Source organism: Pseudonocardia alaniniphila (genome assembly GCF_022524485.1).
Classification (GTDB): domain Bacteria; phylum Actinomycetota; class Actinomycetes; order Mycobacteriales; family Pseudonocardiaceae; genus Pseudonocardia; species Pseudonocardia alaniniphila.
Map to the genome: position 1 here is coordinate 39244 of NZ_JAKXMK010000030.1, position 26502 is coordinate 65745.

23 protein-coding genes are annotated in these 26502 nt (G+C 70.0%); 11 read left to right on the forward strand and 12 right to left on the reverse strand.

What is annotated here, in order from left to right; all coding sequences use genetic code 11:
* Positions 1-28: 28 nt before the first annotated feature.
* The 5 genes from MMF94_RS30705 to kdgD all read right to left on the reverse strand — a co-directional run bounded on the left by MMF94_RS30705 (position 29) and on the right by kdgD (position 5157).
* Positions 29-1357: an HNH endonuclease signature motif containing protein gene (locus MMF94_RS30705; protein ID WP_241040899.1), complete on the reverse strand. Its 1329-nt coding sequence runs from the start codon at positions 1355-1357 to the stop codon at positions 29-31.
* On the reverse strand, positions 1354-1596 hold the full coding sequence (locus MMF94_RS30710) for a hypothetical protein (RefSeq protein WP_241040900.1): 243 nt from the start codon (positions 1594-1596) through the stop codon (positions 1354-1356). The genes MMF94_RS30705 and MMF94_RS30710 overlap by 4 nt, the downstream gene beginning before the upstream one ends.
* Before the next feature lie 275 nt (positions 1597-1871).
* Complete coding sequence (locus tag MMF94_RS30715) at positions 1872-2708, reverse strand: prolyl oligopeptidase family serine peptidase (RefSeq protein ID WP_241040901.1); 837 nt, start codon at positions 2706-2708, stop codon at positions 1872-1874.
* Positions 2709-2905: 197 nt separating this feature from the next.
* Positions 2906-4237 (reverse strand): glucarate dehydratase family protein, encoded by a 1332-nt coding sequence (locus tag MMF94_RS30720; RefSeq protein WP_241040902.1) that lies wholly within the window; start codon positions 4235-4237, stop codon positions 2906-2908.
* Positions 4234-5157 carry a 5-dehydro-4-deoxyglucarate dehydratase gene (gene kdgD / locus MMF94_RS30725; RefSeq protein ID WP_241040904.1) on the reverse strand — a complete coding sequence of 308 codons (924 nt, stop codon included), beginning with the start codon at positions 5155-5157 and terminating at the stop codon, positions 4234-4236. Before kdgD ends, MMF94_RS30720 begins: the two co-directional genes overlap by 4 nt.
* Positions 5158-5409: 252 nt before the next feature.
* On the opposite strand from kdgD, the gene MMF94_RS30730 reads away from it, so the two are divergent.
* A complete protein-coding gene (locus MMF94_RS30730) occupies positions 5410-6711 on the forward strand; it encodes a glucarate dehydratase family protein (RefSeq protein ID WP_241040906.1) in 1302 nt (433 codons plus the stop codon).
* 20 nt (positions 6712-6731) lie between these two features.
* Here MMF94_RS30730 and MMF94_RS30735 read toward each other — a convergent pair whose 3' ends face one another.
* Together MMF94_RS30735 and MMF94_RS30740 are read right to left on the reverse strand one after the other, a co-directional pair.
* On the reverse strand, positions 6732-7925 hold the full coding sequence (locus MMF94_RS30735) for an L-talarate/galactarate dehydratase (RefSeq protein ID WP_241040907.1): 1194 nt from the start codon (positions 7923-7925) through the stop codon (positions 6732-6734).
* 115 nt (positions 7926-8040) lie between these two features.
* A complete protein-coding gene (locus MMF94_RS30740) occupies positions 8041-8754 on the reverse strand; it encodes a FadR/GntR family transcriptional regulator (protein ID WP_241040908.1) in 714 nt (237 codons plus the stop codon).
* A 157-nt stretch (positions 8755-8911) separates the two neighbouring features.
* Between MMF94_RS30740 and MMF94_RS30745 the strand changes: the two genes are divergently transcribed.
* The 8 genes from MMF94_RS30745 to MMF94_RS30780 all read left to right on the forward strand — a co-directional run bounded on the left by MMF94_RS30745 (position 8912) and on the right by MMF94_RS30780 (position 17895).
* Complete coding sequence (locus MMF94_RS30745) at positions 8912-9358, forward strand: cobalamin B12-binding domain-containing protein (RefSeq protein WP_241040909.1); 447 nt, start codon at positions 8912-8914, stop codon at positions 9356-9358.
* On the forward strand, positions 9358-10779 hold the full coding sequence (locus MMF94_RS30750) for a phenylacetate--CoA ligase family protein (RefSeq protein WP_241041019.1): 1422 nt from the start codon (positions 9358-9360) through the stop codon (positions 10777-10779). Before MMF94_RS30745 ends, MMF94_RS30750 begins: the two co-directional genes overlap by 1 nt.
* Positions 10776-11717: a methylmalonyl Co-A mutase-associated GTPase MeaB gene (meaB, locus tag MMF94_RS30755; protein WP_241040910.1), complete on the forward strand. Its 942-nt coding sequence runs from the start codon at positions 10776-10778 to the stop codon at positions 11715-11717. Before MMF94_RS30750 ends, meaB begins: the two co-directional genes overlap by 4 nt.
* Before the next feature lie 32 nt (positions 11718-11749).
* Positions 11750-13462 carry a methylmalonyl-CoA mutase family protein gene (locus MMF94_RS30760; RefSeq protein WP_241040911.1) on the forward strand — a complete coding sequence of 571 codons (1713 nt, stop codon included), beginning with the start codon at positions 11750-11752 and terminating at the stop codon, positions 13460-13462.
* A 46-nt stretch (positions 13463-13508) separates the two neighbouring features.
* Positions 13509-15197 carry an L-lactate permease gene (locus MMF94_RS30765; RefSeq protein WP_241040912.1) on the forward strand — a complete coding sequence of 563 codons (1689 nt, stop codon included), beginning with the start codon at positions 13509-13511 and terminating at the stop codon, positions 15195-15197.
* A gap of 14 nt (positions 15198-15211) precedes the next feature.
* The gene (locus MMF94_RS30770) at positions 15212-15793 is read left to right on the forward strand and encodes a hypothetical protein (RefSeq protein WP_241040913.1); all 582 of its coding nucleotides are present in this window, start codon (positions 15212-15214) and stop codon (positions 15791-15793) included.
* Positions 15794-15991: 198 nt separating this feature from the next.
* On the forward strand, positions 15992-16753 hold the full coding sequence (locus MMF94_RS30775) for a FadR/GntR family transcriptional regulator (RefSeq protein WP_241040914.1): 762 nt from the start codon (positions 15992-15994) through the stop codon (positions 16751-16753).
* On the forward strand, positions 16750-17895 hold the full coding sequence (locus MMF94_RS30780; protein WP_241040915.1) for an enoyl-CoA hydratase/isomerase family protein: 1146 nt from the start codon (positions 16750-16752) through the stop codon (positions 17893-17895). The genes MMF94_RS30775 and MMF94_RS30780 overlap by 4 nt, the downstream gene beginning before the upstream one ends.
* A gap of 18 nt (positions 17896-17913) precedes the next feature.
* Here MMF94_RS30780 and MMF94_RS30785 read toward each other — a convergent pair whose 3' ends face one another.
* From MMF94_RS30785 to MMF94_RS30795, 3 genes are all read right to left on the reverse strand, one after another.
* Positions 17914-18429, reverse strand: a complete 516-nt coding sequence (locus tag MMF94_RS30785) for a lipocalin-like domain-containing protein (RefSeq protein WP_241040916.1) — start codon at positions 18427-18429, stop codon at positions 17914-17916.
* A gap of 84 nt (positions 18430-18513) precedes the next feature.
* Positions 18514-19917, reverse strand: coding sequence for an FAD-binding oxidoreductase (locus tag MMF94_RS30790; protein ID WP_241040917.1), 1404 nt, complete (start codon positions 19915-19917; stop codon positions 18514-18516).
* 310 nt (positions 19918-20227) lie between these two features.
* A complete protein-coding gene (locus MMF94_RS30795) occupies positions 20228-21682 on the reverse strand; it encodes an MFS transporter (protein WP_241040918.1) in 1455 nt (484 codons plus the stop codon).
* A gap of 148 nt (positions 21683-21830) precedes the next feature.
* On the opposite strand from MMF94_RS30795, the gene MMF94_RS30800 reads away from it, so the two are divergent.
* Together MMF94_RS30800 and ctaD are read left to right on the forward strand one after the other, a co-directional pair.
* Positions 21831-22481: a TetR/AcrR family transcriptional regulator C-terminal domain-containing protein gene (locus tag MMF94_RS30800; RefSeq protein WP_241040920.1), complete on the forward strand. Its 651-nt coding sequence runs from the start codon at positions 21831-21833 to the stop codon at positions 22479-22481.
* A gap of 266 nt (positions 22482-22747) precedes the next feature.
* On the forward strand, positions 22748-24502 hold the full coding sequence (gene ctaD, locus MMF94_RS30805; protein ID WP_241040921.1) for an aa3-type cytochrome oxidase subunit I: 1755 nt from the start codon (positions 22748-22750) through the stop codon (positions 24500-24502).
* Between the two features lie 240 nt (positions 24503-24742).
* On the opposite strand, the gene MMF94_RS30810 is transcribed toward ctaD, so the two are convergent.
* Both MMF94_RS30810 and MMF94_RS30815 read right to left on the reverse strand, forming a co-directional pair.
* Complete coding sequence (locus tag MMF94_RS30810; protein WP_241040922.1) at positions 24743-25123, reverse strand: NUDIX hydrolase; 381 nt, start codon at positions 25121-25123, stop codon at positions 24743-24745.
* Between the two features lie 17 nt (positions 25124-25140).
* Complete coding sequence (locus MMF94_RS30815) at positions 25141-26487, reverse strand: LLM class flavin-dependent oxidoreductase (RefSeq protein ID WP_241040923.1); 1347 nt, start codon at positions 26485-26487, stop codon at positions 25141-25143.
* Positions 26488-26502 lie beyond the last annotated feature (15 nt).

Here is a 26502-nt window from a genome sequence, read left to right on the forward strand (position 1 = left end):
CATCGACCCGTCACGGTTCACCGCATGCTCAGAACGGTGGTGGTTCATCGTCGGCTGCCGTGCTGGGGCGGGGTTCGGTGAGTGGTGGTGGGTCGACCCGGTAGGTGTGGCCGCTGGGTGTGGTCCAGATGATCGATCCGTCGACGTGTTGGTTGACGCTCCACCCGGGGTAGCCCTTCAGCCGGTGGTGCGGTCGGCATTTGGGTCCGAGGTTGGCGGCCGAGGTGGGGCCTTGGTCGTTGGTGGGGTTGTAGGGCTGGTTGTGGTCGAGGTCGCACAGGTGTGCGGGTACGCGGCAGCCGGGGTGTTGGCAGTGCTGGTGGCGGGCGATGAGGTGTTCGGTCAGGTGTGGTGGTGGTCGGTAGCGGGTGGTGCCGTAGTCGAGCAGGGCGCCGCTGAGGGGGTCGGTGACCAGTCGGCGCCAGACACTCTCCGGATCCGCCGCCAACTCCCGAGCCTGCTCGGCGGGGATCGGCCCGTAGCCGGCGAGTTCGCCGGGTTCGTCACTGGTCCCGCGCAGGGTGTCGAGTGGGACGGTGACCCGGATCTGCACCGACACCTTGTTGGTCACCGTGGGTACCCCGCCGTCGGGTGTGATCCCGGGAAGCCGCTCCGATCCTGGCACCGGCGCGTCCGGCCGGGAGATCGGGAAGCTGTCGTCGAGGGACCGGGCCTGGTTGGCGGGCGGGGTGGTGTCTGTCGATGTGTGGGCGGGAGCCTTCTGGGTGTCTGCAGGGTCGGTAGTCGCGATGACGGAGGAGACGGCCGAAGTGGTGGCGGCGCTGTTCTCGGCCACTTGCTGGCTGGCGGTGCTACAGAACCCGGTCTCGCGCAACACCAGATCCACCAACGCATCCGCCCGCCGCGCCGCCATCGACCGCTCATCCGCACTCCCGCAGCCGCGGGCATGCTGATCCAACACGGCGAACGTGCCCACCGCCTCGGCCGCCGGCAACGTCGCCGACAGGGTGGCCATGCCGTCGCGTTCCGGATAGAGAACGACCCCGCGCTCACGGCGCTTGCGTTCCCGCCGTCGCAGCGCGGCTTCTGAGTCCGCGCGCAGGACGGCGCGTCGGACCGCGGCGCGCAACTGGCCGTTGGTCTGCTCCGGTGCCTGCGGCAACACCTTCTGTTCGACCACCGCCGCCGCGGCGGCATCGAGGTCGGCGCAGCCATCGGTGATGATCCGCGCCTTGGTCAGCGTGATCGCCCCGGCATGCAACGCGGCGAACGTGGCCGGGAACTCCTCGACCAGTTGCCGGGCCTCACCGACCCGCCACGCGGCCCCGCCGGGGGAGAGCCGCAGCATCAACGCGACCTCGGCCTGCGCGGACTCCACCGCCTGCACCGCGTTCATCCCGCGGCCGGGGTGGTTTCGGCGGAGGCGACGAACTGGGCGATCTCCTCGTACTGGCGGGCCTGGGCCCAGGCGATGATTTTCTCCCAGCCCCCGATCCGTTCCAGCAGTTCGAACCGGTCGGAGGTCGGCCCGGCTTGGGCCAGGAGCATGGTCATGATCCCGTCGGGGGTGTACCCGGACCAGGACAGCGGTGCGGTCTGCGGGTCGGGCGCAGTCTCCACACCAATCTCGAACATGTGTTCGAGTCTAGCCCCGGGCACCGACAATTCCGGCCCGCCGTGCCGCTGCCCAGCAACCACGCGAGGGACGGGCTTGGTCAGCTCCGCAATAGGGCGAACATCAACGGCGATTCGCGGACGAGAGGCGAGCGACTGGCGACGGAGCTGTCATGCGACGACCGTCCAGCCCCGCCCGCGGGAGAGCTCCGTGTGTGCATCTTCCCGGTGGTTCGCTGCCCTCGTGCTCACGCCCGTGACTGCCGTGCGTCAGATCCACGTTCGCGCGGCGTCGCTCACTTCGCCGTGAGCTGCCGGAGGAACCACTGCGTCAGGATCTCGTCGACCGCCTTGGCCGTGGGCAGCTGCGGGGCCGGTTCCAGGCCGGGCTCGTCGGCCAGCGGGTGCGCCAGGCCCGGCACGGTCCTCAGCTCGACCTCGTCCGGGTCGGCGTACCGCCTGTGTAGCGCGTCGACCAGCGCAGCCGCGTCCGTCCGCAGCGCCGGGTGGTCCAGCTCGCCGCTGACGAGCAGCAGCGGAGTGTCCGCCGCGATGTCTCCGGCTCGGGCGACGAAGTCCAGTTCGTCGGCGGTCGTGCGGGATTCGACGGTCCACGGATACTCCAGCTCGGAGCCGGCCATGTCGCGGTGGACGAGCCCGATGACGGACCGAATCCGCACAGCCGGATTGACCAGCGCGACCGCCGTGATCGGGGCCCGGCGGGTGGCCAGCACCTCCAGCGCCACGGCACCGCCGAGCGAACCGCCCAGGATGCCGATCGGCTCGTCGTCGACGGGAAGCTGATCGCGCAGCGCGACCAGCGCGGCCGGGAACTCGTCGGCCGCTTGGTGGACGAACGGGGCCAGGAAAGCCATCAAGGCGTCCTTGCGGGCGAGTTCGAGAATGGCGTCGACGCGGCCGTCGACCATCCGTGCACCACACATCGGCATGCCCAGGTGCACCCGCCAGGCGGGCACCCCGCTCATGGGCAACGCGGCCGCGAAGGCCGCGTCCGTGCGCGGCGCGTCCAGCATGTGCCAGGTCACGATCAACGGTGCGGGGCCGTCGGTGGCGCCGGTCGGTGGGAGAGCCGTGAACGGTACGCCCGCCGCGGTACCGGTGATCGTTTCCATGTGTCCTCCAGCGGTTTCGTGGCCTGCCAGGCGACCGTAGAGAGCTGGACGGGCCGCGGATCCCCTTTCCGCCAACGGCGAAACCAACCGCACAGATCATCCGTGGCCCTCGCAGCGCCCGGGGTGACCTCGCAAAGCCTGGCGTGCTGCGAGGACGCGCGACGGGCTGCGACGTCGCTAGTGTCCGAGCCGGGAGATCAGCGCACGAACGACGGGCGCTTGGGATCGAAGGTCCACCCGTCCACGAGCTGCCGCATCGCCACGGCGTCGTCGCCGGCACCGAGTCCGTGCTCCCGGTGCAGATCGTGCGCCCGGGCCAGTGCCGCGCGGTCGAGAGTGACGCCGAGGCCGGGGCCGGCGGGCACTTCCAGGTGCGAGTCGATGATCTGCGGCGGGTCGGTGAGCAGGTGCTCGCCGTCCTGCCAGATCCAGTGGGTGTCGAGGGCGGTGATCGCGCCGGGTGCGGCGGCGCCGACGTGGGCCAGCATCGCGAGGGAGATGTCGAAGTGGTTGTTGGAGTGCGAGCCCCACGTGAGCCCCCAGTCGGCGCAGAGCTGCGCGACGCGCACGGACCCGGCCATCGTCCAGAAGTGCGGGTCGGCGAGGGGGATGTCGACCGCGTCCGCCTTCACGGCGTGGTGGAGCTCCCGCCAGCTCGTGGCGATCATGTTCGTGGCGGTCGGGAGCCCGGTCGCACGCCGGAACTCGGCCATCGTCTCCCGGCCGGAGAACGCTCCCTCGCGGCCGCACGGATCCTCCGCGTACGCGAGCACGTCCGCCAGGCGGCGGCCGAGCCGGATCGCGTCGTCGAGCAGCCATGCGCCGTTGGGGTCGAGGGTGATCCGCGCATCGGGGAAGCGCTCCTTCAGCGCCGATACCGCGTCCGCTTCGGCGGCGCCGGTGAACACCCCACCCTTCAGCTTGAAGTCCCGGAAGCCGTAGCGGTCGCGCGCCGCCTCGGCGAGGCGCACCACGCCGTCCGGGTCGAGCGCGGGATCCCGGCGGATACGCGCCCAGGTGTCGCCGCCCTCGTCGCCCGCGGCGTAGGGCAGGTCGGTGGCCGTGCGGTCGCCGATGTAGAAGAGGTACCCGAGCACCGGCACCTGGTCGCGGACCCGTCCGTCGCCGAGCAGTTCGGCCACGGGCACCCCGTAGTGCTGACCGGTCAGGTCGAGCAGCGCCGATTCGAGGGCGGTGACGGCGTGCACGGTGGTGCGCAGGTCGAAGGTCTGCTCGCCGCGTCCGGCTGCGTCGCGGTGGCCGTACCGCTCGGTCACGCGGCGCAGCAGCGAGCGGTACTCGCCGATCGACTCTCCGATCAGGTCGGTCCCGGCCTGCTCGATGGTGCGCTGGATGGCGGATCCGCCCGGCGTCTCACCGAGGCCCGTGCGGCCGGTGCTGTCGGTGAGGATCACGATGTTCCGGGTGAAGAACGGGCCGTGGGCGCCGCTGAGGTTCAGCAACATGCTGTCGTGGCCGGCCACGGGCACGACCTCAACCGCGTCGAGGGTCGGCCTGCCGCTGGTCATGCCTGCGGGGCAATGCGCTGCACAAGCTCGGTGAGCGCGGACCTCTCTTCTGCAGTGAGGTCGGTGAGCGGGGGTCGCACGGGCCCACCGGACCGACCGACGGCGGTGAGCCCGGCCTTGATGATCGACACCGCGTAGCCCTTCCGGCGGTCGCGGATGTCGAGGTAGGGCAGCACGAAGTCGTTGAGCCTCCGATAGACCGCGGCGCGGTCGCCTGTGCGTACGTCGGCGAAGAAGTCGAGCGCGAACCGCGGTACGAAGTTGAAGATCGCCGAGGAGTAGGTGGTGACGCCGAGCTGGAGGTAGGGCAAGGCGAACGTCTCGGCTGTCGGGAGGCCGCCGATGTAGGTGAACCTGTCGCCGAAGCGCGCATAGACCCGGGTCATCAGCTCGATGTCCCCGACGCCGTCCTTGAACCCGACGAGGTTCGGGCAGGCATCGGCCAGCTGGGCGAGTGCATCGACGCCGATACGGGCGTTCGCACGGTTGTAGAAGACGACTCCGAGATCGGTGGCCGCGCAGACGGCCTTGACGTGGGCGACGATGCCGTCCTGGGGCGCCTCGGTCAGGTAAGGCGGGAAGAGCAGCACGCCGGAGGCTCCTGCGGCCTCGGCTGCTCTTGCCTGCTCGACGGCGATCACGGTGCCGTGGCCGGCGGGCGCGAGCACCGGCACGGCGCCCCCGACCTCCGAGACGGCCGCGCGTACGACCCGGTCGACCTCGGTGGGGGAGAGGGAGAAGAACTCGCCCGTGCCCCCGGCCGCGAAGAGGCCGGCCACGTCGTACCCCGCGAGCCAGCCGAGGTGCTTGCGATACGCGGGCTCGTCGAACTCGAGATCGGTGGTGAAGTGCGTGACGGGGAACGACAGGAGCCCGGCGCCGAGTGCTGCGGCCAGTGCGGAAGGGGCTGGTGCGGGCACGTGTGCCTACCTCCGGGGAGTCACGACGTCGTGGGGGTGAACGGCCGGTCACGTCACTGTAGGTCGGGTGCCGATGGCCGTCTAAGTGCTTCTCGGCATCGAATGATGCGCGCGCAGCATCGGCAACGCGACGAGCTCAATGGCATCATCGCGATGATCGTGTTGCTTGTGGTGCTCCTCCCGCTCGTCAAGATCCTCATCGGATGTGGAGGACATGCCGCCCGGCGGCGGCCGGGGCGACGAGGAGGGCAGATGAACGGGCGGTTCTTGTCCCAGGCCGAGCGGGTGGGCGCGACCGCACGGATCAGCCGGGTCGACGTCACGCCCGTCGCGTTCGCCGACCCGCCGCTGCTCAACGCGGTCGGGGTGCACGAGCCGTTCGCGTTGCGGGCGATCGTGCGTGTGTACACCGACGACGGACTGGTCGGCCTCGGTGAGACCTACGCTGATGACGCCCACCTCGAACGCCTGAACGCCGTGGCGGCTGCTCTGCCGGGCGTCGACGCGTTCGAGACCAGCCGCCTGCTGTGGCTCGTGCGCGACGTGCTGGGCCGGTCCGGCTCCGCGGGCGGCGACGGTGTGGCCGCCATGATCAACGGCGCGAGCACCGTCGACCGGGTGTTCTCGCCGTTCGAGGTCGCCTGCCTCGACCTGGCGGGCAAGATGACCGGACGCCCTGTCGTCGATCTGCTGGGCGGCCGCGTGCGCGACGTGGTGCCCTACAGCGCCTACCTCTTCTACAAGTGGGCAGAGCATCCGGGCGCCGACGCCGACGAGTGGGGCGAGGCACTCACACCGGAGCAGCTCGTCGAGCAGGCCCGGCGCATGATCGACAACTGGGGCTTCACCGCGATCAAGCTCAAGGGCGGGGTGCTGCCGCCGGACGAGGAGATCGAGACGATTCACGGGCTGGCCGCGGAGTTCCCGGGCGTGCCTCTGCGCCTGGATCCCAACGCCGCGTGGACGGTCGAGACCGGCATCAGGGTCGCGAAGGCGCTCGACGGACTCGTCGAGTACCTGGAGGACCCGTCGCCGGGGATCAGGGGGATGGCACGCGTGGCGGCGGAGGCGCCGATGCCGCTCGCCACGAACATGGCGGTCGTGGCGTTCGATCAGCTACCGCCGGCGATCGCGGCCGATGCGGTGCAGGTCGTGCTCAGCGACCACCACTTCTGGGGCGGGATGCGACGCTCACAGCTGCTCGCCGGCACCTGCGACACGTTCGGCCTCGGGCTGTCGATGCACTCGAACTCCCACCTCGGCATCTCGCTCGCGGCGATGACGCACCTCGCAGCGGCCACCCCGAACCTCACCTACGCCTGCGACACCCACTGGCCGTGGAAGACGGAGGACGTGGTGCGGCCCGGTGCGCTGACGTTCGCCGACGGCGCGGTCGCCGTGCCGGACGGGCCCGGGCTGGGCGTCGAGCTCGACGAGGACGCGATCGGCACGCTGCACGAGCAGTACCTCGCGTCCGGTCTGCACTCTCGCGACGACACCGGCTACATGCGCCGGTTCCGGCCGGACTTCGAACGTAGGCTCGGCTCCTGGTAGCTCGTGCGTCGCGGCGCGTCCTACTCGGCGATCGTGACGTCGCCGACGGTCCACCCCAGCACCTTGTCGCTGAGCGTGAGGCCGATGCCCGGCCGGTTCGGCACGACCATGCGGCCGTCGGCGATCTCGATGCGCTCCTCGAACAGCGGCTCCAGCCACTCGAAGTGCTCGACCCACGGTTCGGTGGGGTAGGTGGCCGCCAGATGCACGTGGAGCTCCATCGCGAAATGTGGGGCGAGTGCCAGGCCCGCCTCGTCCGCGAGCACCAGGAGCTTCATGAACTGCGTGATTCCGCCGATGCGCGGTGCGTCGGGCTGGATCGTGTCGACCGCCCCGGCGGTGATCAACTCGACGTGCTCGCGCACGCTGGTGAGCATCTCGCCGGAGGCGACGGGGGTGTCGAGCGCCGCGGCGAGCCGGGCGTGGCCGGTGACGTCGTAGGCGTCGAGGGGCTCCTCGATCCACACCAGGTCGAACTCCTCGAGCGTGCGCCCGACGCGCAGTGCGGTGGCGCGGTCCCATTGCTGGTTCGCGTCCACCATGAGCGGCACCCCGACGCCCACGTGCTCCCGTACGGCGGCGACGCGGGCGAGGTCGATCGCCGGATCGGGCTGGCCGACCTTGAGCTTGATGCCGCCGATCCCGCGGGCGAGCGAGGCACTCGCGTTCTCGAGCACGCCCTCGATCGGCGTGTGGAGGAAGCCTCCCGAGGTGTTGTAGCAGCGGATGCTCTCGCGCTGCGCACCCAGCAACTTCGCCAGCGAGAGACCGGCCCGCTTGGCCTTCACGTCGTACAGGGCGTTGTCGATCGCGGCGATCGCCTGTGTGGACGCGCCGCTACGGCCGACGGAGGCGCCCGCCCAGACGAGCTTGGTCCAGAGGCGGGCGATGTCGTTCGGATCCTCACCGATCAGCACCGGAGCGACCTCGCGGACATGCGCGAACTGAGCCGGCCCGCCGGCGCGCTTGGAGTAGCTGAAGCCGAGACCTGTGATGCCGTCGGTGGTGGTGACCTCGGCGAACAGCATCGCGACCTCGGTCATGGGCCGCTGGCGTCCGGTGAGGACCTTCGCATCGCTGATCGGCGTCGGCAGCGGTAGCCGCACGCTGCGCAGGCGCAGGCTGTGGATGCGGTCGGCCGTGCCCGGTGCCGGCGATCGATCGGCCCGGCTGCGGTGCTGCTCCGCGGAGATGACGTCGTCGTCGATGCTCATGTGAGGCCCTTCAGCCGCCGTGGCGCCGAGCGTGATCGTACGACGCCGGAATTCGTCTGATGACTCCGCAGAGATTCTCGCCGGGCTCCCCGATGCGTGAGCACGCCCATGAGCGTCACGCCGGTCGGGACGCGCCCCATCCCTGGTAGAAGCCGTGCAGATGGGCTTCGACGCGCCGCGCTGCGAGGCCGTCGAGGCCGTGGGTGATCGCCACGGTCACCCCCTGGTGCTCGCGGCTGAGCCGCTTCGCGGTCTCCGGCCAGTTCTCGACGGCCGCGAAGCGGGACGCCATCTGATCGGCCATGGCGTCGCGCAGTCCGAGCATGAGCTGAGCGCACAAGTGGCTTCCCGATGCGCGGGCGATCACGAGATGGAACGCCGTGTCGAGATCCTGGAACCGATCCGGCGGGATGCGGGGGTGCGCCATCTCGGTCGCGAGCTCGCGCAGCTCGGCCTTGTCGTCGTCCGCGGCGCTGACGGCGGCGCGCGCGGATGCCGTGCGTTCGAGCCGCGTGCGGACGGCCAGCAGTTCATCGGCCGGGATCTGTGCGCATCGGAGCGAGAGCCTCAGCAGCCGTCCGATTCCGTTCTCCGGTCCGGACGTGCTCGCGAGCGCGCCCCCGGCGTCGACCACGCCGAACAGTTCGAGGACCGCGAGGGCGTCCCGGGCGTTGCGGCGACTCACACGCAGATCGGCGACGAGCTCGTCCTCGGTGGGAGCCGTTGCGCCCACCCGCGGTCCGACCTGCAGGAGCTGCGTCTCGACCTCGGACACGACCTGCGACAGTGGCGCGATCCTCCGCACCTCCGCGTGCTCATTCCGCAGCATCGCGTCCCCTCCCTCGGCATGGCCGGACGCTGCCATCGGGTGGCCTGAACGCTAGCAACGCTGTGGTCTGACCACAACTGTCGTCGCACCGTTGCGAGAAGGTGAACGGCCACTTATGGTCTAACCACATAGCGGTCAGGCCGAGTAAGGAGGCGCCGTGGACTCCGACGACGGAGAACAGCCCATCCGCGTCATGTTGGCCAAGATCGGCCTCGACGGGCACGACCGTGGGGTGAAAGTGGTGGCCCGCACGTTGCGCGACGCCGGTATGGAGGTCATCTACACGGGCCTGCACCGGAGTCCGGAGCAGGTGCTCGAGGCAGCCGTGCAGGAGGACGTGGACGTCCTCGGCGTGAGCCTCCTGTCCGGCGCCCACATGCCGATCTTCACGAAGATCTTCGCGCTCCTCGCCGAGATGCCCGACCGGCCGACCTTCTCGATCGTCGCCGGTGGCGTGATGCCGGACGAGGACGAGGCGGCGCTGCGCGAGATGGGCGTGGCCGAGGTCCTGGGGCAGGACACCACTCCCGACACCATCGTGACGACGATCCGGCGCCTCGCCCGCGACCGGGCCGTCGGCAGCGTGACGGGGAGGGACGCGTGATGGAGCAATGGTCCTGGCCACCGCGCTACGACGAGACCTACCGTCCGCCCGCCGATCAGGAGCACTGGTTCCCCCGCCGCGAGACGATGCCGGCGCACGAGCGCGACGAGGCGATCCTGGCCCGGATCCGCGAGGTGATGCACTACGCCTGGGACAGCTCGCCGTTCTACCGGCGCAAGTGGGACGAGGCGGGGATCCACCCGTCGTCGATCGCCTCGCTGGAGGACTTCGAGAAGGTCCCGGTGGTACTCAAGGCCGAGCTTCGCGCCGACCAGGCGGCGCACGAGCCCTTCGGCAGCTACCTGTGCGTCGACCCGGCCGAGGTCAAGCACATCAACGGCACGTCGGGCACGACGGGACGGCCCACGGCGTTCGGGATCAGCGAGCGCGACTGGCGCAGCGTGGCCAACGCCCATGCCCGGGTGATGTGGGCGATGGGGATCCGGCCGGAGGACACCGTGATCGTCGGGTCGCCACTGAGCCTGTACTGGGGCTCGTGGGGTGCCTACATCGGAGCGGAGCGGCTCGGCGCGCGCGTGTTCCCGTTCGGGGCGGGCCAGACGGGCCAGACCGCGCGGACCGTCCAGTGGATGCGCCAGATGGGCGCGACCGTCTTCTACGGCACGCCGTCCTACGCCCTGCACCTGGCGGAGACGGCACGGCAGGAGGGCGTCGACCCGGCCGGGCTCGGCCTGCGGAAGCTGTTCTTCTCCGGTGAGCCCGGAGCGAGCGTGCCGTCGATCCGCTCGCGCATCGCCGAGGCCTTCGCCGCCGACGTCCACGACTCGGGCAGCATGGCCGAGGTCAGCCCGTGGATGCATCTCGGCTCCGGTTCCACCGAACCGGGCGTGCTGTGCTGGCAGGACCTCGTCTACACCGAGGTGTGCGACCCGGTGTCGATGCGGCGGGTGCCCTACGGCACCGAGGGCACGCCCGTCTACACGACCCTTGAACGCACCAGCCAGCCGATGATCCGGCTGCTGTCGGGCGACCTGACGCGCTGGGAAGCCCCGTCGCCCGACCGCGGCCGGACCTACCCGCACCTGCCCCGCGGCATCTACGGGCGCATCGACGACATGTTCATCATCCGCGGGGAGAACATCTATCCCAGCGCGATCGACGACGTGGTCATGGCCGACCCCGGTTACGGCGGGGAGCACCGGATCGTCATCAGCCGCGGGACGGCGATGGACGTGCTCGCCGTGCAGGTGGAGCACCATCCGGGGCTCGATGCGGACGCCTGCCAGGAGTTGGCCGACCGGCTCTCCGGCCGGCTCCGGCACGTGCTCGGCGTCGGGGCGAACGTCGTCCCGGTGCAGCACAACACCCTGCCGCGCACCGATTTCAAGGCACGGCGCGTGATCGACGATCGGGACCTGCTCGGGGAGATCCTGCGGACAGGTGCCGGCGGGACCGCATGACGACCAGCGGGCGCAGCCTCGTCGCCCGGATCCTGGACGGTGATCCGGCCGCCGTCGCCCGGGCCCTGACCCTCGTCGAGCGGCGCTCGGCCGGGGTGAACGAGATGCTGGCGCAGCTCCATGCCGTCGCTCGCGGCGCTCACGTGCTCGGCGTCACGGGTCCGCCGGGCAGCGGGAAGTCGACGCTCGTCAGCGCTCTGACCGCTGAGTACCGCAGACGTGACCGCACCGTGGGGATCATCGCGATCGACCCGTCGAGCGTGTTCACCGGCGGCGCCATCCTCGGCGACCGGATCCGGATGTCGGAGCTGTCCGGCGACCGGGGCGTGTTCATCCGGTCGATCGCCACCCGTGGCGCCCTGGGCGGGCTCTCACGCGCTGCTCTCGACGGGATCACCGTGCTCGCCGCCGCGGGGAAGGACGTGATCATCCTCGAGACGGTCGGCGTGGGCCAGGCCGAGGTCGACGTGATCAGCGCGGCCCAGTCGGTGGCCGTGGTCAGCGTGCCCGGGATGGGCGACGACGTGCAGGCCATCAAGGCCGGTCTGCTGGAGATCGCCGACGTGCACGTCGTCAACAAGTCCGACCGCGAGGGCGCGCACAAGGTCGTCGCGGAACTGCGCGAGATGCTGCGGCTGTCCCATCGCGAGGCCGGCCAGTGGAACGTGCCGATCGTGCAGACGGTCGCCGCGACCGGAGCGGGGGTGCCCGATCTGGCCGATCGGTTCGACGAGCACCGGACGTGGATGGAACGCAGCGGAGAAGGACTGGCGCGCGAGCGGCGCAACGCTGCCACACGCATCCGCTGGATGGCCGAGGAGCTGGTACTCGAACGGCTCCGGCCCGGCCTACCCGACTTCGACAAAGCCGTGGACGCGGTCACCGAACGTCGGTGTGACCCCGTGAGCGCAGCGCGGCGGCTGGTCGGCAGGCCCTGATCTCAGGCGGCGAGACATCAGTGAGGAGCACCATGAGCGACAGCCGATCCGACTCCACCCGCAGTCTGGCGGGCGACGAGCTGATCAAGGCCGTCACCGACGACGTGGCGGACTGGGAGGGCGACGAGCTCGCCGCGTTCGTGGCGCGCGCCCCGGAGTCCCGCGAGGAGTACCGCAGCGGGAGCGGGCTGCCGGTCAGGCGCGTCTACACCCCCGCCGACCTCCCCGAGAGCTGGGACGAGATCGGGCTGCCCGGGCGCTACCCCTACACCCGCGGGCCCTACCCGACGATGTACCGCGGCCGGAACTGGACGATGCGCCAGATCGCCGGGTTCGGGCAGGCGGAGGAGACCAACGCGCGGTTCCGGTACCTGATCGAGCAGGGGCAGACGGGGCTGTCGGTCGACTTCGACATGCCGACGCTGATGGGCCTGGACAGCGACGACCCGATGAGCCTCGGCGAGGTGGGGCGCGAGGGCGTGGCGATCGACGTGCTCCCGGACATGGAGGCGCTGTTCGACGGGATCGACCTGGAGAAGATCAGCGTCTCCATGACGATCAACCCGTCGGCCTGGATCCTGCTGGCGATGTACGTGGCCGTCGCGCAGGACCGCGGCTGCGATCTGGACAAGCTCTCCGGGACGATCCAGAACGACATCCTCAAGGAGTACATCGCGCAGAAGGAGTGGGTGTTCCCGATCCGCCCCAGCATGCGGATCGTGCGCGACACCGTCGTCTACTGCTCGGAGCACATGGCCCGGTACAACCCGGTCAACATCAGCGGCTACCACATCAGCGAGGCCGGGGCCAACGCGCTGCAGGAGATCGCCTTCACCATGGCCGTCACGCGGGCCTACGTGGAGGACGTCGTCGCCGCAGGTGTGGACGTCGACAGCTTCGCCTCGCGCCTGTCGTTCTTCTTCGTGAGCCAGGCCGACCTCTTCGAGGAGGTCGCGAAATTCCGTGCGGTGCGCCGCTACTACGCGAAGATGATGCGCGAGCGCTTCGGCGCGACGAACCCGCAGTCGATGCGGCTGCGGTTCCACGCGCAGACCGCCGCGGCGACGCTGACGAAGCCCCAGCCGCTCAACAACATCGTCCGTACAGCACTGCAGGCGCTGTCGGCCGTGCTCGGCGGCGCGCAGTCGCTGCATACCAACGGGCTGGACGAGGCCTACACGATCCCGAGCGAGCTGGCGATGAAGGTGGCGCTGCGCACGCAGCAGATCCTCGCCGACGAGACCGGTGTGACGTCGGTGATCGACCCGCTGGGCGGCTCGTACTACGTCGAGAACCTCACCAGCGAGCTCGAGCGGGGCATCGACGACTACATGGCGCGGATCGACGAGATGGGCGGCGTCGTCGCGGCGATCGAGCAGGGCTTCTTCCAGCGCGAGATCTCCGACACCGCCTATGACTTCGCCCGCCGCAAGGCCAGCGGCGACCGGCCGGTGATCGGCGTGAACAAGTACGTCGACGCCGAGAACGACCAGAAGGTCGAGGTCCACAAGCTCGACCCGGAGTCGGAGGCCCGCCAGATCAGCCGCCTGAAGCAGGTGCGCGAGAACCGCGACCCGCAGCGGGCCGAGGCGGCGCTCGAGCGTCTCCTCACTCTCGCGCGCGACGACAGCGCGAACCTCATGCCCGCGACGATCGAGGCCGTACGCGCGCACCTGTCGATGGGTGAGATCACGGGCGCGCTGCGCGGCGTCTTCGGCTCCTACACCGAGACGCCGGTGTTCTGACCTTTCCCACCTCGGCCGCGCCGACGGCCGACACAGCACTCCACCGATGATGTCGGAGGTAGTCGTGTACCAGCAGGTCATCGCCCCGCTCGGAGGGAGCCTCGGGTGGTCGGCCCTCGCCGCCGCGATCCCGTTGCTCGTCCTCTTCCTGCTCCTCGGGGTCTTCCGGATACGGGCCTGGTTGGCGTCGCTGATCGGGCTACTGGTCGCGTTCGTGATCGCGGTGCTGGTCGACGGCATGCCCGTTCCGGCCGCGGCGGACGCTGCCGCCGAAGGTGCGGCGTACGGGCTGTACCCGATCCTGTGGATCGTGATCAACGCGATCTGGATCTACCACCTGACGGTGGAGTCCGGTCACTTCGACGTGCTGCGCCGCGCCTTCGCGCGGATCAGCGCGGACAAGCGCGTACAGGGCATCATCATCGCGTTCTCCTTCGGCGCGCTGCTCGAAGCGCTGGCCGGATTCGGCGCGCCCGTCGCGATCTGCGCCGTGATGCTGGTGGCGATCGGGATGAAGCCGCTCAAGGCCGGTGCGGTGGCGCTGATCGCCGACACCGCGCCGGTCGCGTTCGGGGCCGTCGGGATACCGATCACCACGCTCGCGCAGGTCTCTGGCCTGCCTGTCGACGACCTCGCCGCGATGACCGGCCGCCAGGTGCCGATACTCGCGGTGTTCGTCCCGCTCGTCATGCTGGTGGTGCTCGACGGCAGGCGAGGACTGCGGGAGGCCTGGCCTGCTGGGCTCGTCGCGGGTGTGACGTTCGCCGTTGCGCAGTTCCTGGTGGCGAGCTACGGACCCGTGCAGCTCGTCGACATCGTGGCGTCGCTGGTCTCAGCGGCTTCCGTGCTGCTCCTGCTGCGGGTGTGGCAGCCGGCAGGCACCCCGGACGATGGGCAGGACGGCGGCCGCGTGCCGGCGGGCGCCAGGCTCGTACCGGAGGGACCGGGCGCGGCGTCGCGGCCCGCGGGACCCACGCTCACCGGCGGCGACAGCGGCGGGCAGGTTCTTCTCGCCTTCGTGCCGTACCTGATCGTCATCGTGCTGTTCGTGCTCTCGGTGATCCCCGTGCTGAAGGCGGTGCTCTCCGCGCCGACCGTGACGTTCGCGTGGCCGGGACTGGACATCCGCACGCCCACTGGGGCGCCGGTCTCGTTGACGATGTTCAAGTTCGACTGGCTGATCGCCTCCGGCACCGTGTTGCTCATAGCCGGGCTCCTCACGGGGGCGGTCCTGCGGATCTCACCGCTGCGTCTCGTCCGGGCGTACGGCCACACGCTGTATCAGCTGCGCGGCGCCGGGGTGACCGTGATGGCCGTCCTCGGGCTGGCCTACGTCATGAACCTCTCCGGCCAGACGGCGACGCTGGGCCTGTTCCTAGCCGGAGCGGGCAGCCTCTACGCGCTCTTCGCGCCGCTGCTGGGCTGGTTCGGCACAGCCGTCACCGGCTCGGACACCTCGTCGAACTCGCTCTTCGGTGCCCTGCAGGCCAGCGCCGGACACAGCACCGGAATCTCGCCGATCCTGCTGGCCGCGGGCAACACCTCCGGTGGTGTGCTCGGCAAGATGATCAGCCCGCAGAGTCTCGCGATCGGCGCGGCCGCGGTCGGGCTCGCCGGGCGCGAGGGCGAGCTCCTGCGCCGAGTGCTGGTTCCCACGGTGCTCTTCGTGGCGGCGATGTGCCTACTCGTCTATCTCCAGTCGACGCCCGTCCTGTCGTGGATGGTCGTGCGATGACGGGAGAGCGGGGCATGTCTGCGCCGGACACGCACTCGGCCGCGGCGACGAGCGAGGCTGCGGTGGGGGAGGTCGAGGAGGCGAACGCCACGGTCGGCGCGGCGTTGTGCAGCGGCACGGTGCCCGACCGGTTCGTCCTGCTGTTGCGCGACGTGCAGAGCGACCTGCTGGCTCTCGCGACCGACCTGTCAGCCCTCGGATCGGACGGCTCAGATCGCGCCATCGACGCCGCGGCCGTGCAGCAGGTGCTCGCCGCCGTCGACGAGCACCGCAGCGAACCCGTGCCGGCCGATTTCGCCGTGCTCGGGGGCAGCACCAGCGCCGTCGGGCTCCTGCGGCTCGCGCGGATGACGGTGCGCCGGGCCGCCCGTAGCGTCCGCCGGCTCGAGCACGTCGGCGCGGTGCCGGACCTCAGCTGTGGCGGTGCCTACCTCGACGCGCTCGCCGAGCTGTTGCTCGTCCTGGCCTTCGAGAGCGAGCTGCTCGAGCGGCAGCAGCTCCCGGTGGGGTGGTGCGGCGACGGATCCGGCCTCATGGACTTCACCCCGATCGTGCCGCGGCGTGAGAAACATGCCGGGTTGTCCAGGCGTGGTTAGACCACATTGAGGTCCTGATGTACGCTGCCGAAGTCGTCGACGGTGCCAGGAATGCCGGATCTCGCCACAGCCGTCGGGTCGCGGGCTGCGGAGTCCTGCTCCGTCACAGCTCCGCAACGGGTCCCGTACCCCAGAAGGCGAGCCCACCGTGCTCATCCAGCCCAGTCGCCCCTCCGATCCTGCGGTGGGGCGAGCGTCGTGACCGCCGAGACGGGGTGGGAGCGGGTGCGGCGGCTTCGTAACCACGAGCAGGTGCTCGCGCAGATCCAGGACAAGATCCTGGACGGTGAGCTGCGCATCGGGGCGAAGCTCCCCAGCGAGCGCGAGCTCGTCGAGATCCTCGGTGTGAGCCGCACCAGTGTCCGTGAAGCGTTGCGGGCGCTCGAGGCCATGGGCGTGATCGATGCACAGGCGGGTTCCGGACGCGACTCGGGGTCGGTCGTCTCCGGCCGTTCGTCCGAGGCTCTCGGCAACCTTCTGCGACTGCACGTCGCGCTGGCCGAGATCAGCCTCGGCGAGCTGATCGAGATCCGCGTGCAGCTGGAAGGGCCTGCTGCCGCGGGCGCCGCACAGCACAGCACAGCCGACGACATCGCGCGGCTCCGCGAGCTCAACGAGGGGATGCGGGCGCGCAGCCTCCCGTCCGACCAGTTCAACGAGCTGGACGCCGAGTTCCACGTGAGCATCGCCAAGACCTCCGGCAACGCTCTCGCCGCTACGTTGATGCAAGCGCTGCGCGCCGCGGTGAAGTCGGAGATGGTCGCGGCGTTCACCCTGCTCGACGACTGGCGGGCCGTGGCCGACCAACTCGTGGACGAACACGAGGGGATCATCGCGGCGATCGAGGCGCGCGACCGCGTCCGCGCCGCTCGGCTCGTCGAGGAACACATCAGGCGCTTCTACGAGGAGCACGTCGCGCGGGGCGATCGGGCGGCCGCTCCGGGAACGGGAGCCGGTTGAGCGCAGCGGCGCCCTCCGACAGCTCCGGCGGATCCGATGGGTTCGTCGGTTTCATCGACGCCGGCGACGACCCCGGGCACGTCCGGGTCCGCCGCCACGGCCGGGTCGGCCGACTGACCCTCGATCGCCCCGAGGCGATCAACGCGCTGTCCCTGCGCATGATGGTCGCTCTCGACACGGTGTTGCGACGCTGGGAAACCGACCCGCAGATCGACGTGGTGGTGCTCGACGGCACCGGTCCCCGCGGGTTCTGCGCGGGTGGGGACATTCGGGTCATCTACGAGGACGCCCAGAACCGGCGCGGTGTGTCCGAACGGCTGTGGCGTACCGAGTACCTGCTCGACGCCCTCATCGCCGACTACCGCAAACCGGTCGTGACCGTCCTCGACGGGATCACGATGGGCGGCGGGATCGGAATCGGCTGCCACATCCGCCACCGGATCGTCACCGAGCGGTCCGTGCTCGCGCTGCCCGAGGTCGCGCTCGGCCTCGCCCCGGACGTCGGGGGGCTGCTCCTGCTCGCGCGCGCCCCCGGGCGGCTCGGCGCGCACCTCGCGCTGACAGCAGCCCGGATGGGCGGGGTGGACGCCGTGCGCGCAGGGTTCGCCGACGCCGTCGTGCCGTCGGAACGGCTGGGGCAACTCGTACCCCTGCTGCAACGGATGGATCCGGCCGATGCGATCGCGACACTGGCCGTCGCACCGTCGGCGCTGGGGGACGGTGAGCTCGAGGCGCACCGCTCCTGGATCGACATGTGCTACGACGCCGATGAGGTGCCCGCTGTGGTCGAGCGGCTCGCCGCCCACCCCGAGCCGGCCGCGCGCGCCGCGGCCGAGGCGATCACGCGGATGTCACCGCTCGCGCTGTGTGTCACCTGGTGCGGGCTCGGCGAGGCCGGCAAGGCCGACGCGCTCGGACCGACCCTCGTCCAGGATCTCCGGGTGAGCTACCGCTTCCTGGACGGCCCCGACCTCGTCGAGGGCATCCGCGCCGCGGTGATCGACAGGAGCCGATCCCCGGTCTGGTCGCCGGAGCGGCTGAGCGATGTGACACCGGCGATGGTCGAGAGGCACTTCGCGCCGCTCGGCGCAGCGGATCTCGATCTGAGCCCGGTGCTGGGCCGGCGCGCCGGGAGGCCCTGACCAGGACGATGTGCGAGGTCAGCGCTTCCCGGACGCTCGGACGCCACCACCGTTGCGTGCGCCGGACGCCGCCGCCCGATCCCAGATCAGCACCGCGGTGTGCGGTCTGCCGTCGATCACTATCGGCGTGATCGTGGTCAGCTCCAGCCTCCGGCCGTCGAGCGTCACCTTGCGGTGGAGCGATTCCCCGACCCAGTTGGGCAGGAGACTCACGTCGATCTCGTGGACGACGACCGAGTTGTCGACGACGCGATACGCGCCCGAGTAGGCGAGGTACCCGTCCGCGGCGTCGGCACGCTCCGCGGCCGTCCCGTCGCCGGGGCCGGCGACCTGGTAGGGCGGCCGGCCGGGTCGCATGATCTGTACCGACACGTGACCGTCCGGGGTGTACATGACGTACCCCGAGGCGTCATCGCCCAGGGGATGGACCGTCCGCCCATCGTCGTCGCTGCGCGCTTCGTAGGACACCAGTTCCCATGCGCCGACGAGCTGTTCCTGCAGCGGCCGTGCGGATGCGACGTCGTTTTCCGGCACCGGGTGCTCCGTTTCGTGCGGCGGTTTCCCTCCACTCTATGCCGCAAGAAATCTTCGCATGTCCGGAAACGGGGTAAGGGACGCTCAGCCGGGCAGAATGTTCTGGTTTCGGTGGAACACGTTCTGCGGGTCGTATTCGGCCTTGATCCGGGCCAGCCGGGGGTATTTCTCGCCATAGGAGGCCCGTACCCGGTCGTCCTCGAACTCGGACATGGCGTTGACGTAGCTGCCGATCCCGATGGCGTGGGGCTGCAGAGCCTGCCAGCAGGACCGCACCCAGTCGCGGTCGGTGGCCATCTCCTCGTACTCGAGCGACACACCGGTGATGAACACGCCGAACTGGGGTGTGCGTGTACCGCCGAACGCGGTGTCGCTGTCAGGAACGTCGCTGTAGGCGCCGTCCAGCCGGACCATCAGGAACATGGACAGCGGTGAGGTCCGCAGCGGTGCCTGTGCGACGAGGATCTCGATGACCTCGTCGGACAGCTCGGTGAAGTTCGCGCTCTTCTCGTAGCAGTAGTGGCCCCAGGCCGTCCTTTCGTCGGAGAGCTTCTGCAGCTCGACGAAGGGCATCGGACCGACCGTGTCGAACAGCGGCGGCAGCTGCTCCCGGATCCGGGCGACCACCTGGTCGTGCGCCTCGGAGCCCTCCTCCTCCGGGCTGACGTCGGCCAGCAGAATGGCGTAACCGCGCTGGTTGTGAAACTGCTCGGGGACGAACGGAGCCGCCGGGGCGTCCGTCGCGGCCATCAGCAGCGTGAACTGCCGGGGCAGGTCGGCCAGCACCTCGCGGCCGAGCCGGAACATCTCGGCGGCCTGCTCCTGACCGTAGAACAGCATGGCGAACCGAATGTTCGGGCCGACCTCGTGGAGGCGGAACTCGAACTGCGTGACCACCCCGAAGTTGCCACCGCCGCCGCGGACGGCCCAGAACAGCTCCGGATTCTCGTCGGCGGCGGCCCGCACCACCTGTCCGGCTGCGGTGACCAGCCGTACCGACACCAGGTTGTCGATGCTCAGCCCGGCCGTTCTGGTGAGCCACCCCAGGCCGCCGCCGAGCGTCAGCCCGGCCACCCCGGTGTGGCTGATCATTCCGGCGGGTGCGGCGAGGCCGTGCTTCTGGGCGGCAGCATCCACATCGCTGAGCAGTGCACCACCACCGACCTTGACGCGCCGGGCTGCCGGGTCGACCTGCACGCTGTTCATCAGGCTGAGGTCGATGACCAGCCCGTCGTCGACGGTGGACATCCCTGCGATGCTGTGGCCGCCGCCCCGCACCGCGATCTCCAGGCCGGCGTCCCGGGCGAAGCCGATCGCCGCCACCACGTCGGCGTCCGACTCGCACCGGACGATCACCGCCGGGTGGCCGTCGGTGTCGGCGTTCCACACCCGCCTGACGTCGTCGTACTCGGACGACTCCGGGGTGACGAGCTGTCCGGTCAGCGCCGCACGGAGGGTGTCGGCGCCGGCGGCGAGTGTGCTGGCCATGTAAGAACTACCTCCAGTAGCCATGGACGACGGATTGCGCGTGCACCCACTCGGTCGGTTCGAAGAGATTGCCGGAGCCCATCGAAGAACCGGATCCGCTGCCTCATTGCAGGTATGCGTTACCGGCTCATGGGTACTCGTTTGGTGGCGCGCTATTCTCCGGTGGGCGGCGCCGCTTCCGACGATGCCGGAGGCGGCCGGGGGCGTCAAGGTCAATCACTGCGCGCATCGAATGCGCGATCGGTCGCAATTCGACGAACTACGCCGGTGTCTTCTCCGCGGACGAAAGTGGTCGTAGCCGATTTCTCGGTCAGTTCTCGTCGTGGGCGGCCGCCGAGTGGTGATCGGCAGGTGGGCGCCGGGGGATGACCAGCCCGACGGTGACGGCGGTGGCGGCCAGGATGGTCGCCGCGGTCACGAGCGCGGCATCGAACCCCGCGACGGTGGCCGGGACGAGGCGATCGGAGGACGCGAAGTCCGGGGAGCGCTGCAGTCCACGCATCGTGACCATGGCGGCCACCGTGTTGAGCAGGGCGGTTCCGACGGATCCGCCGAGTTGCTGCACGGCGTTGACGGCTGCGGCCGCCGCTGCGGTGTCGTCGGGCCGGAGACCGTGGGTACACGTGTTGACCGCGGCGGTGAGGGCGCAGCCGAGGCCGAGGCCGATGAGGGCTTCGGCCGGCAGGAACCGGGTGAGGTAGAGAGCCGGGTCGGTGGGGTCGAGCCCGATCAGCAGCCCCGTGCCTGCCGCCATGACCAGGAGGCCCGCCGGGATGAGAACGCGGGTGGGGACGCGGGGGCCGAGACCGCCCGCGATCACGGTCGAGCCGATCGCGATGGCGACGGCGAGAGGCAGGAATGCCAGGCCGGCCTGGAGGGGCCGGTAGCCCAGGATCTCCTGGAACCAGTACGTCAGCACGAGGAAGAACCCGAACATCGCCAGCTGGGGCAGCCCGATCGCCAGGAAGGCGCCGCCGCGCGTGCGGTCGAGCACGACGTGGGGTGGCAGCAGGGGCGCGCCGACCCTGAGTTGAGCGACGCCGAACGTGACCAGGCCGATCACCCCTAGCACCAGAGATCCCTGCACCAGCGGATCGGTCCATCCGCGGGTGGCGACCTCCGTGAGCCCGAACACCGCCGCACTCATGCCGATGGCGCTGGTCGCCGTGCCGAGCAGGTCGAGCCGGACCGCTCGTCCTGCTGACCGGGGGACCACCAGCCACGCACCGGCGACAGCGATCGCGACGATCGGGACGTTGATCCAGAGACACGAGCGCCAGCCGAGGGCCTCGGTGAGCAGTCCGCCGAGCAGCAGGCCGACCGCGGCTCCCGCTCCCGTCAGGGCGCCGAACACTCCGAACGCGAGGCTTCGCTGACGGGGTTCGACGAACACCGTCGAGATGACCGCGAGGCCTGCCGGGGCCAGGAGGGCGGCGGACACCCCCTGCCCGGCCCGCCCGGCGAAGAGCAGCGCCGCGGTGGGCGCCGAGCCGGCGACCATCGACGCGATGGCGAAACCGGCGAGACCCGTGACGAAGGCGCGGCGTCGCCTCAGGCGGGCGACGAGTCCTCCCCCGAGAAGGAGCAGGCCCCCGAAGGGGAGGGCATACGCGGTGATGACCCAGCTGCGGGATGCATCGGTCATCGCCAGGTCCTGCTGGGCAGACGGGAGCGCGATGGTGACGACCGTCGAGTCGAGCACCACGACCAGCTGTGCCAGACCGGCCGTGACCAGCACCCACCACCGGCCGGACGATTGCGTCAACCTGACTCCTCGAACGTTGGACTAGTTATCGAACGTTGGTCTAGAGACGGTGCACCGTACTAGGGTGTGGGGCGTGGGCGCGACCGATTCCCGTTCATCTGCCGGCGGACGAGGTGGGCGGACCAGCGGGACCGCCGGTTCGGTGTGGATGCGCGAGCCCCGTCGCTACCGCAACTCGCCTCCGCTGACCCGGGACCGGATCGTCGAGGGTGCGGTCGAACTCCTCGACGGGGAGGGCGCCGACCGGCTGACGATGCGGAGGCTCGCCGAGCACCTCGGCGTGGGCGCCACCACCGTCTACTGGCACGTCACGACCAAGGAGGACGTCCTCGACCTCGCTCTGGACCACATCTTCGGCGAGGTGGCGCTGCCGCAGGTGAGCGACGACTGGCGGGCCGATGCGCGTGAGCTGATCCACGGCTGGCGGGCCGCCATGTTGCGTCACCCGTGGGCGCCCGGCCTGCTGGGCAGGCCGATGCTCGGACCGAACGTGCTCGCGAGAACCGAGTGCCTCCAGTCCACGCTCGCGCGGGCCGGGTTCACGGGCGTCGGGCTCGCGGCTGCCACCCACGGCCTCGCCAACTACGTGATCGGATCCGCGCTCACCGAGACCACCTGGCGGCGCACCGACGATCCCGACGCCCGCCAGGGGGCGCGCAAGCGCCTCGAGGGCAGCCCGGCGACCTACCCGACGCTGGTCGCCTCCGGCCACCTCGGTGACCAAGCGTGGAGCGACGACGAGCTGTTCGCCCGCGGGCTGGACATCATGCTCGCCGGTCTGGGCCAGGCCGCCCGGTAGGCCGGCTCGCCCACCGCAGGTGTCCCTGCCCGGGCCTGGCGACCACGGTCACGGGTGACCACCCTCCGGCCCTCCCCGGGCGGGATGGTTGTATTGCGGCCTCGGCGAGAGATGGGTGTTCCGTCCCCGACCCGGCTGGGTTCTCTACGTCTGGTAGAGCTAAGCTGCGATCACCCGATATGTCCGATCGCCGGGCAGTGCAGCGGAGGTCCAGTGCAGGAGGCAATGCCAGTGCAGACACCAGCCCTCGCGCAGGAGGTCGCACCTTGACCGCGGTCGCACCGAAGCCGATCGCAGGACACCCGTACCCGGCGAGACGCACCCCCAAGGGTTCCGTGCTGCTCAAGATGCTGCGGACCACGGACCCCAAGGACATCGCCATCCTCTACCTGGTGACGTCGTTCGGGTTCTTCCTGGCCGGCGGCGCGATGGCGCTGCTGATCCGGGGTGAGCTGGCCGTACCGGGCCTGCAGTTCCTGTCGAACGAGCAGTACAACCAGCTGTTCACGATGCACGGCACGATCATGTTGCTGCTGTACGCGACGCCGATCCTGTTCGGCTTCGCCAACTACATCGTGCCGCTGCAGATCGGGGCGCCCGACGTCGCGTTCCCGCGGCTCAACGCGTTCTCGTACTGGCTCTTCCTGTTCGGTGGGCTCACCGTCATCAGCGGTTTCATGACACCGGGTGGGGCCGCCGACTTCGGCTGGTTTGCCTACACGCCGCTGTCGGACGTGACGTTCTCACCGGGCGCGGGTGCCGATCTGTGGATCGTGGGTCTGGCGGTGTCCGGGCTGGGCACGATCCTCGGTGGCGTCAACTTCGTCACCACGATCGTCTGCATGCGCGCGCCGGGCATGACGATGTTCCGGATGCCGATCTTCACCTGGAACATCCTGGTGACGGCCATCCTGATCATCATCGCGTTCCCGCTGCTCACCGCCGCGCTGTTCGGCCTGCTGGTCGACCGCCACCTGGGCGGCCACGTGTTCGACCCCGACAACGGCGGCGTCATCCTGTGGCAGCACCTGTTCTGGTTCTTCGGCCACCCCGAGGTCTACATCGTGGCGCTGCCGTTCTTCGGCATCGTGTCCGAGGTCTTCCCGGTGTTCGCCCGCAAGCCGATCTTCGGCTACAAGGGCCTGATCTACGCCACGCTCGGCATCGCCGCGCTGTCGGTGGCGGTCTGGGCGCACCACATGTACGCCACCGGCGCCGTGATGCTGGCCTTCTTCTCGTTCACCACGTTCCTGATCGCGGTCCCCACGGGCGTCAAGTTCGTGAACTGGATCGGCACGTTGTGGAAGGGCCACATCACGTTCGAGCCGCCCATGCTGTTCGCGCTGGGCTTCCTGGCGACGTTCCTCTTCGGCGGCCTCACGGGCATCCTGCTGGCGTCCCCGCCGCTGGACTTCCACGTCTCGGACACCTACTTCGTGGTGGCGCACTTCCACTACGTGCTGTTCGGCACGATCGTGTTCGCCACCTACTCCGGCATCTACTTCTGGTTCCCGAAGATGACCGGCCGGATGATGGACGAGACCTGGGGCAAGGTCCATTTCTGGCTCACGTTCATCGGGTTCCACCTGACGTTCCTGGTGCAGCACTGGCTGGGTAACGAGGGCATGCCCCGCCGCTACGCCGACTACCTCCCGACCGACGGCTTCACGATCCTGAACTCGATCTCGTCGATCGGTGCGTTCGTCCTCGGTGCCTCGACGCTTCCGTTCATCTGGAACGTCTTCCGCAGCTACCGCTACGGACGGGTCGTCACCTCCGACGACCCGTGGGGCTTCGGCAACTCGCTGGAGTGGGCCACGAGCTGCCCACCGCCGCGGCACAACTTCACGGAGCTGCCGCGGATCCGTTCGGAGCGTCCGGCGTTCGAGCTGCACTACCCGCACCTCGTCGAACGCTTCCGCAACGAGGCACACGTCGGCCACCGGGCGTCGCCGTACGAGGTGGCGGCGCAGGGCACGGCGGGGGAGACCCAGCCCGACGCGGATCCACGCTCCCGCTAGTGTCGCGGAAACGGGGTTCCTTGCCCGGATCCGGTGTCCAGGCGGATGGATCGCAAGGCGGAGGAGGCGCCGATACCGCTGTTGTATCGGCGCCGACGACAACGCCGCGAGGCGCCGCCTGGGCGCCGGAGATGGGTAAGACGACCTCGTTTCCTCGACACTAGGACATCGGGCCCACTGAGCCACGGTGCCGACGCCGCGCGTCGGCACCGTGGCTCAGTCCGTTCGGGCGCCCAGTCGTCAGGTGCCGAGTCGCACGAACCAGGAAGCGATCGAACGCCGATACCCGGCGGGCATGCACAACCGCGCCGTCTCGTCGAGACCGAACAGCCCGAGTTCCCGGTGTTCGCCCGACAGCACGGGTTCCGCGTCGGTGTCGAGCCGGCAGCCGTAGGTCACGATGAAGACGTGCCGCGGGGCGGCGGCGATGTAGTACATCCAGCTGTCGAGGATCGGTCCGATGCTGACCGTCCAGCCGGTCTCCTCGCGGATCTCGCGTGCCACACACGCCTCGGGCGTCTCCCCGATCTCGATCCGGCCGCCCGGCAGCTCCCACTCGTCGCGCTCGTTCCTCAGGAGCAGCACCCGGTTCGCCCGGACCACGACACCTTTCACGGACACGGGAAACGTCGTTGCCGTCATGAGGGCCGGGCGAGCCCGAGGTGATCGCGCAGCGTCACGCCCTCGTACTCGGTGCGGAAGAGGCCCCGGCGCTGCAGGATCGGCACCACCATCCGCACGACGTCCTCGAATGCCCCGGGCAGGTGGGTCGCCGCGATGACGAACCCGTCGCACGCCCCGCCCCGGAACCACTCCTCCATCTGGTCGGCGACCTGTTCGGCGGTGCCGACGAAGCGCGGGCCCTGGAGCAGGGTGGCGCGATGCGCAGCCAGGTCGCGCACCGTGACGTCGCCACGGCCCAGGTGCCGGCGGACGCCGTCGGCCAGGCCACGGATCCCCGAGGCGGCGTTGATCATCTCCTCGGTGACGACGTCGTCCAGATCGTGCTGGGAGAAGTCGTAGTTCAGCACCTCGGAGAGCAGCGTCAGCGACGCCATCGGATGCACGTAGCTCTCGAGGAACAGCCGTTCCTTCTCCGCGGCGATCGCCTCGGTCTCCCCGATCACGGTGTAGGCCATGGGCAGGAACTTGACGTCGTCGGGCGAGCGGCCTGCCGCGGCGATCCGGTCGCGCTGGTCGCGGTAGTGCTGCTGGGCGACCGCGAGGCCGGGATCACCGGTGAAGATCAGGTCCGCCCACTGCGCGGCGAACTCCCGGCCGCGACCGGACTGCCCGGCCTGCAGGATCGCGGGCCTGCCCTGTGGGGTGCGCGGCACGGTGAGTGGCCCGCGGGCGTTGAACCACTTCCCGCGATGGTTGATCTCGTGGACCTTGTCGGGATCGGCGAAGATCCCCGTCTCCCGGTCCATGACCAGGGCGTCGTCATCCCAGGACTCCCAGAGGGCGACCACGGTCTCGATGAACTCCTGCGCGCGGTCGTAGCGCTCGTCGTGGCCGAGATGCTGCTCCAGCCCGAAGTTCTGCGCTTCGGAGTCGTTGACCGACGTGACGACGTTCCAGGCGGCCCGGCCGCGGGAGAGGTGGTCGAGGGTGGAGAACGTGCGGGCCACGTGGAACGGGTCGTAGTAGGTGGTGGAGTAGGTGGCCCCGATCCCGATCCGGTCGGTGGCACCGATGATCCCGCCGAGGATCGCCGTCAGGTCGAGCTTGATCGGCCGCGCGCCGTAGCGGACCGCCTCGGCGACCGAGTCGCCGTAGACGCCGGGCATGGCGAGCCGGTCGTCGAAGAACACGAGATCGAACTTCCCCTCCTCGAGGGTGCGCGCGATCTTCTGGTAGTAGCCGAGGTCGAGGAAGGACAGGTCCGCGGACGGGTACCGCCAGGACCCGGAGTAGACGGTCACGTTGCCGGCCTGCATGAACCCGACCAGGGTCATCCGGCGTTGCCGAGGTGCTGACGACATGTGTGCCCTTCCTGG

Coding starts and splice junctions, on each gene's coding strand:
- MMF94_RS30705 (WP_241040899.1), bottom strand. CDS start 1,357: ATGAACGCGGTGCAGGCGGTGGAGTCCGCGCAGGCCGAGGTCGCGTTG.
- MMF94_RS30710 (WP_241040900.1), bottom strand. CDS start 1,596: ATGTTCGAGATTGGTGTGGAGACTGCGCCCGACCCGCAGACCGCACCG.
- MMF94_RS30715 (WP_241040901.1), bottom strand. CDS start 2,708: ATGGAAACGATCACCGGTACCGCGGCGGGCGTACCGTTCACGGCTCTC.
- MMF94_RS30720 (WP_241040902.1), bottom strand. CDS start 4,237: ATGACCAGCGGCAGGCCGACCCTCGACGCGGTTGAGGTCGTGCCCGTG.
- MMF94_RS30730 (WP_241040906.1), top strand. CDS start 5,410: ATGAACGGGCGGTTCTTGTCCCAGGCCGAGCGGGTGGGCGCGACCGCA.
- MMF94_RS30735 (WP_241040907.1), bottom strand. CDS start 7,925: ATGAGCATCGACGACGACGTCATCTCCGCGGAGCAGCACCGCAGCCGG.
- MMF94_RS30740 (WP_241040908.1), bottom strand. CDS start 8,754: ATGCTGCGGAATGAGCACGCGGAGGTGCGGAGGATCGCGCCACTGTCG.
- MMF94_RS30750 (WP_241041019.1), top strand. CDS start 9,358: ATGGAGCAATGGTCCTGGCCACCGCGCTACGACGAGACCTACCGTCCG.
- meaB (WP_241040910.1), top strand. CDS start 10,776: ATGACGACCAGCGGGCGCAGCCTCGTCGCCCGGATCCTGGACGGTGAT.
- MMF94_RS30760 (WP_241040911.1), top strand. CDS start 11,750: ATGAGCGACAGCCGATCCGACTCCACCCGCAGTCTGGCGGGCGACGAG.
- MMF94_RS30765 (WP_241040912.1), top strand. CDS start 13,509: ATGATGTCGGAGGTAGTCGTGTACCAGCAGGTCATCGCCCCGCTCGGA.
- MMF94_RS30770 (WP_241040913.1), top strand. CDS start 15,212: ATGTCTGCGCCGGACACGCACTCGGCCGCGGCGACGAGCGAGGCTGCG.
- MMF94_RS30790 (WP_241040917.1), bottom strand. CDS start 19,917: ATGGCCAGCACACTCGCCGCCGGCGCCGACACCCTCCGTGCGGCGCTG.
- MMF94_RS30800 (WP_241040920.1), top strand. CDS start 21,831: ATGCGCGAGCCCCGTCGCTACCGCAACTCGCCTCCGCTGACCCGGGAC.
- MMF94_RS30815 (WP_241040923.1), bottom strand. CDS start 26,487: ATGTCGTCAGCACCTCGGCAACGCCGGATGACCCTGGTCGGGTTCATG.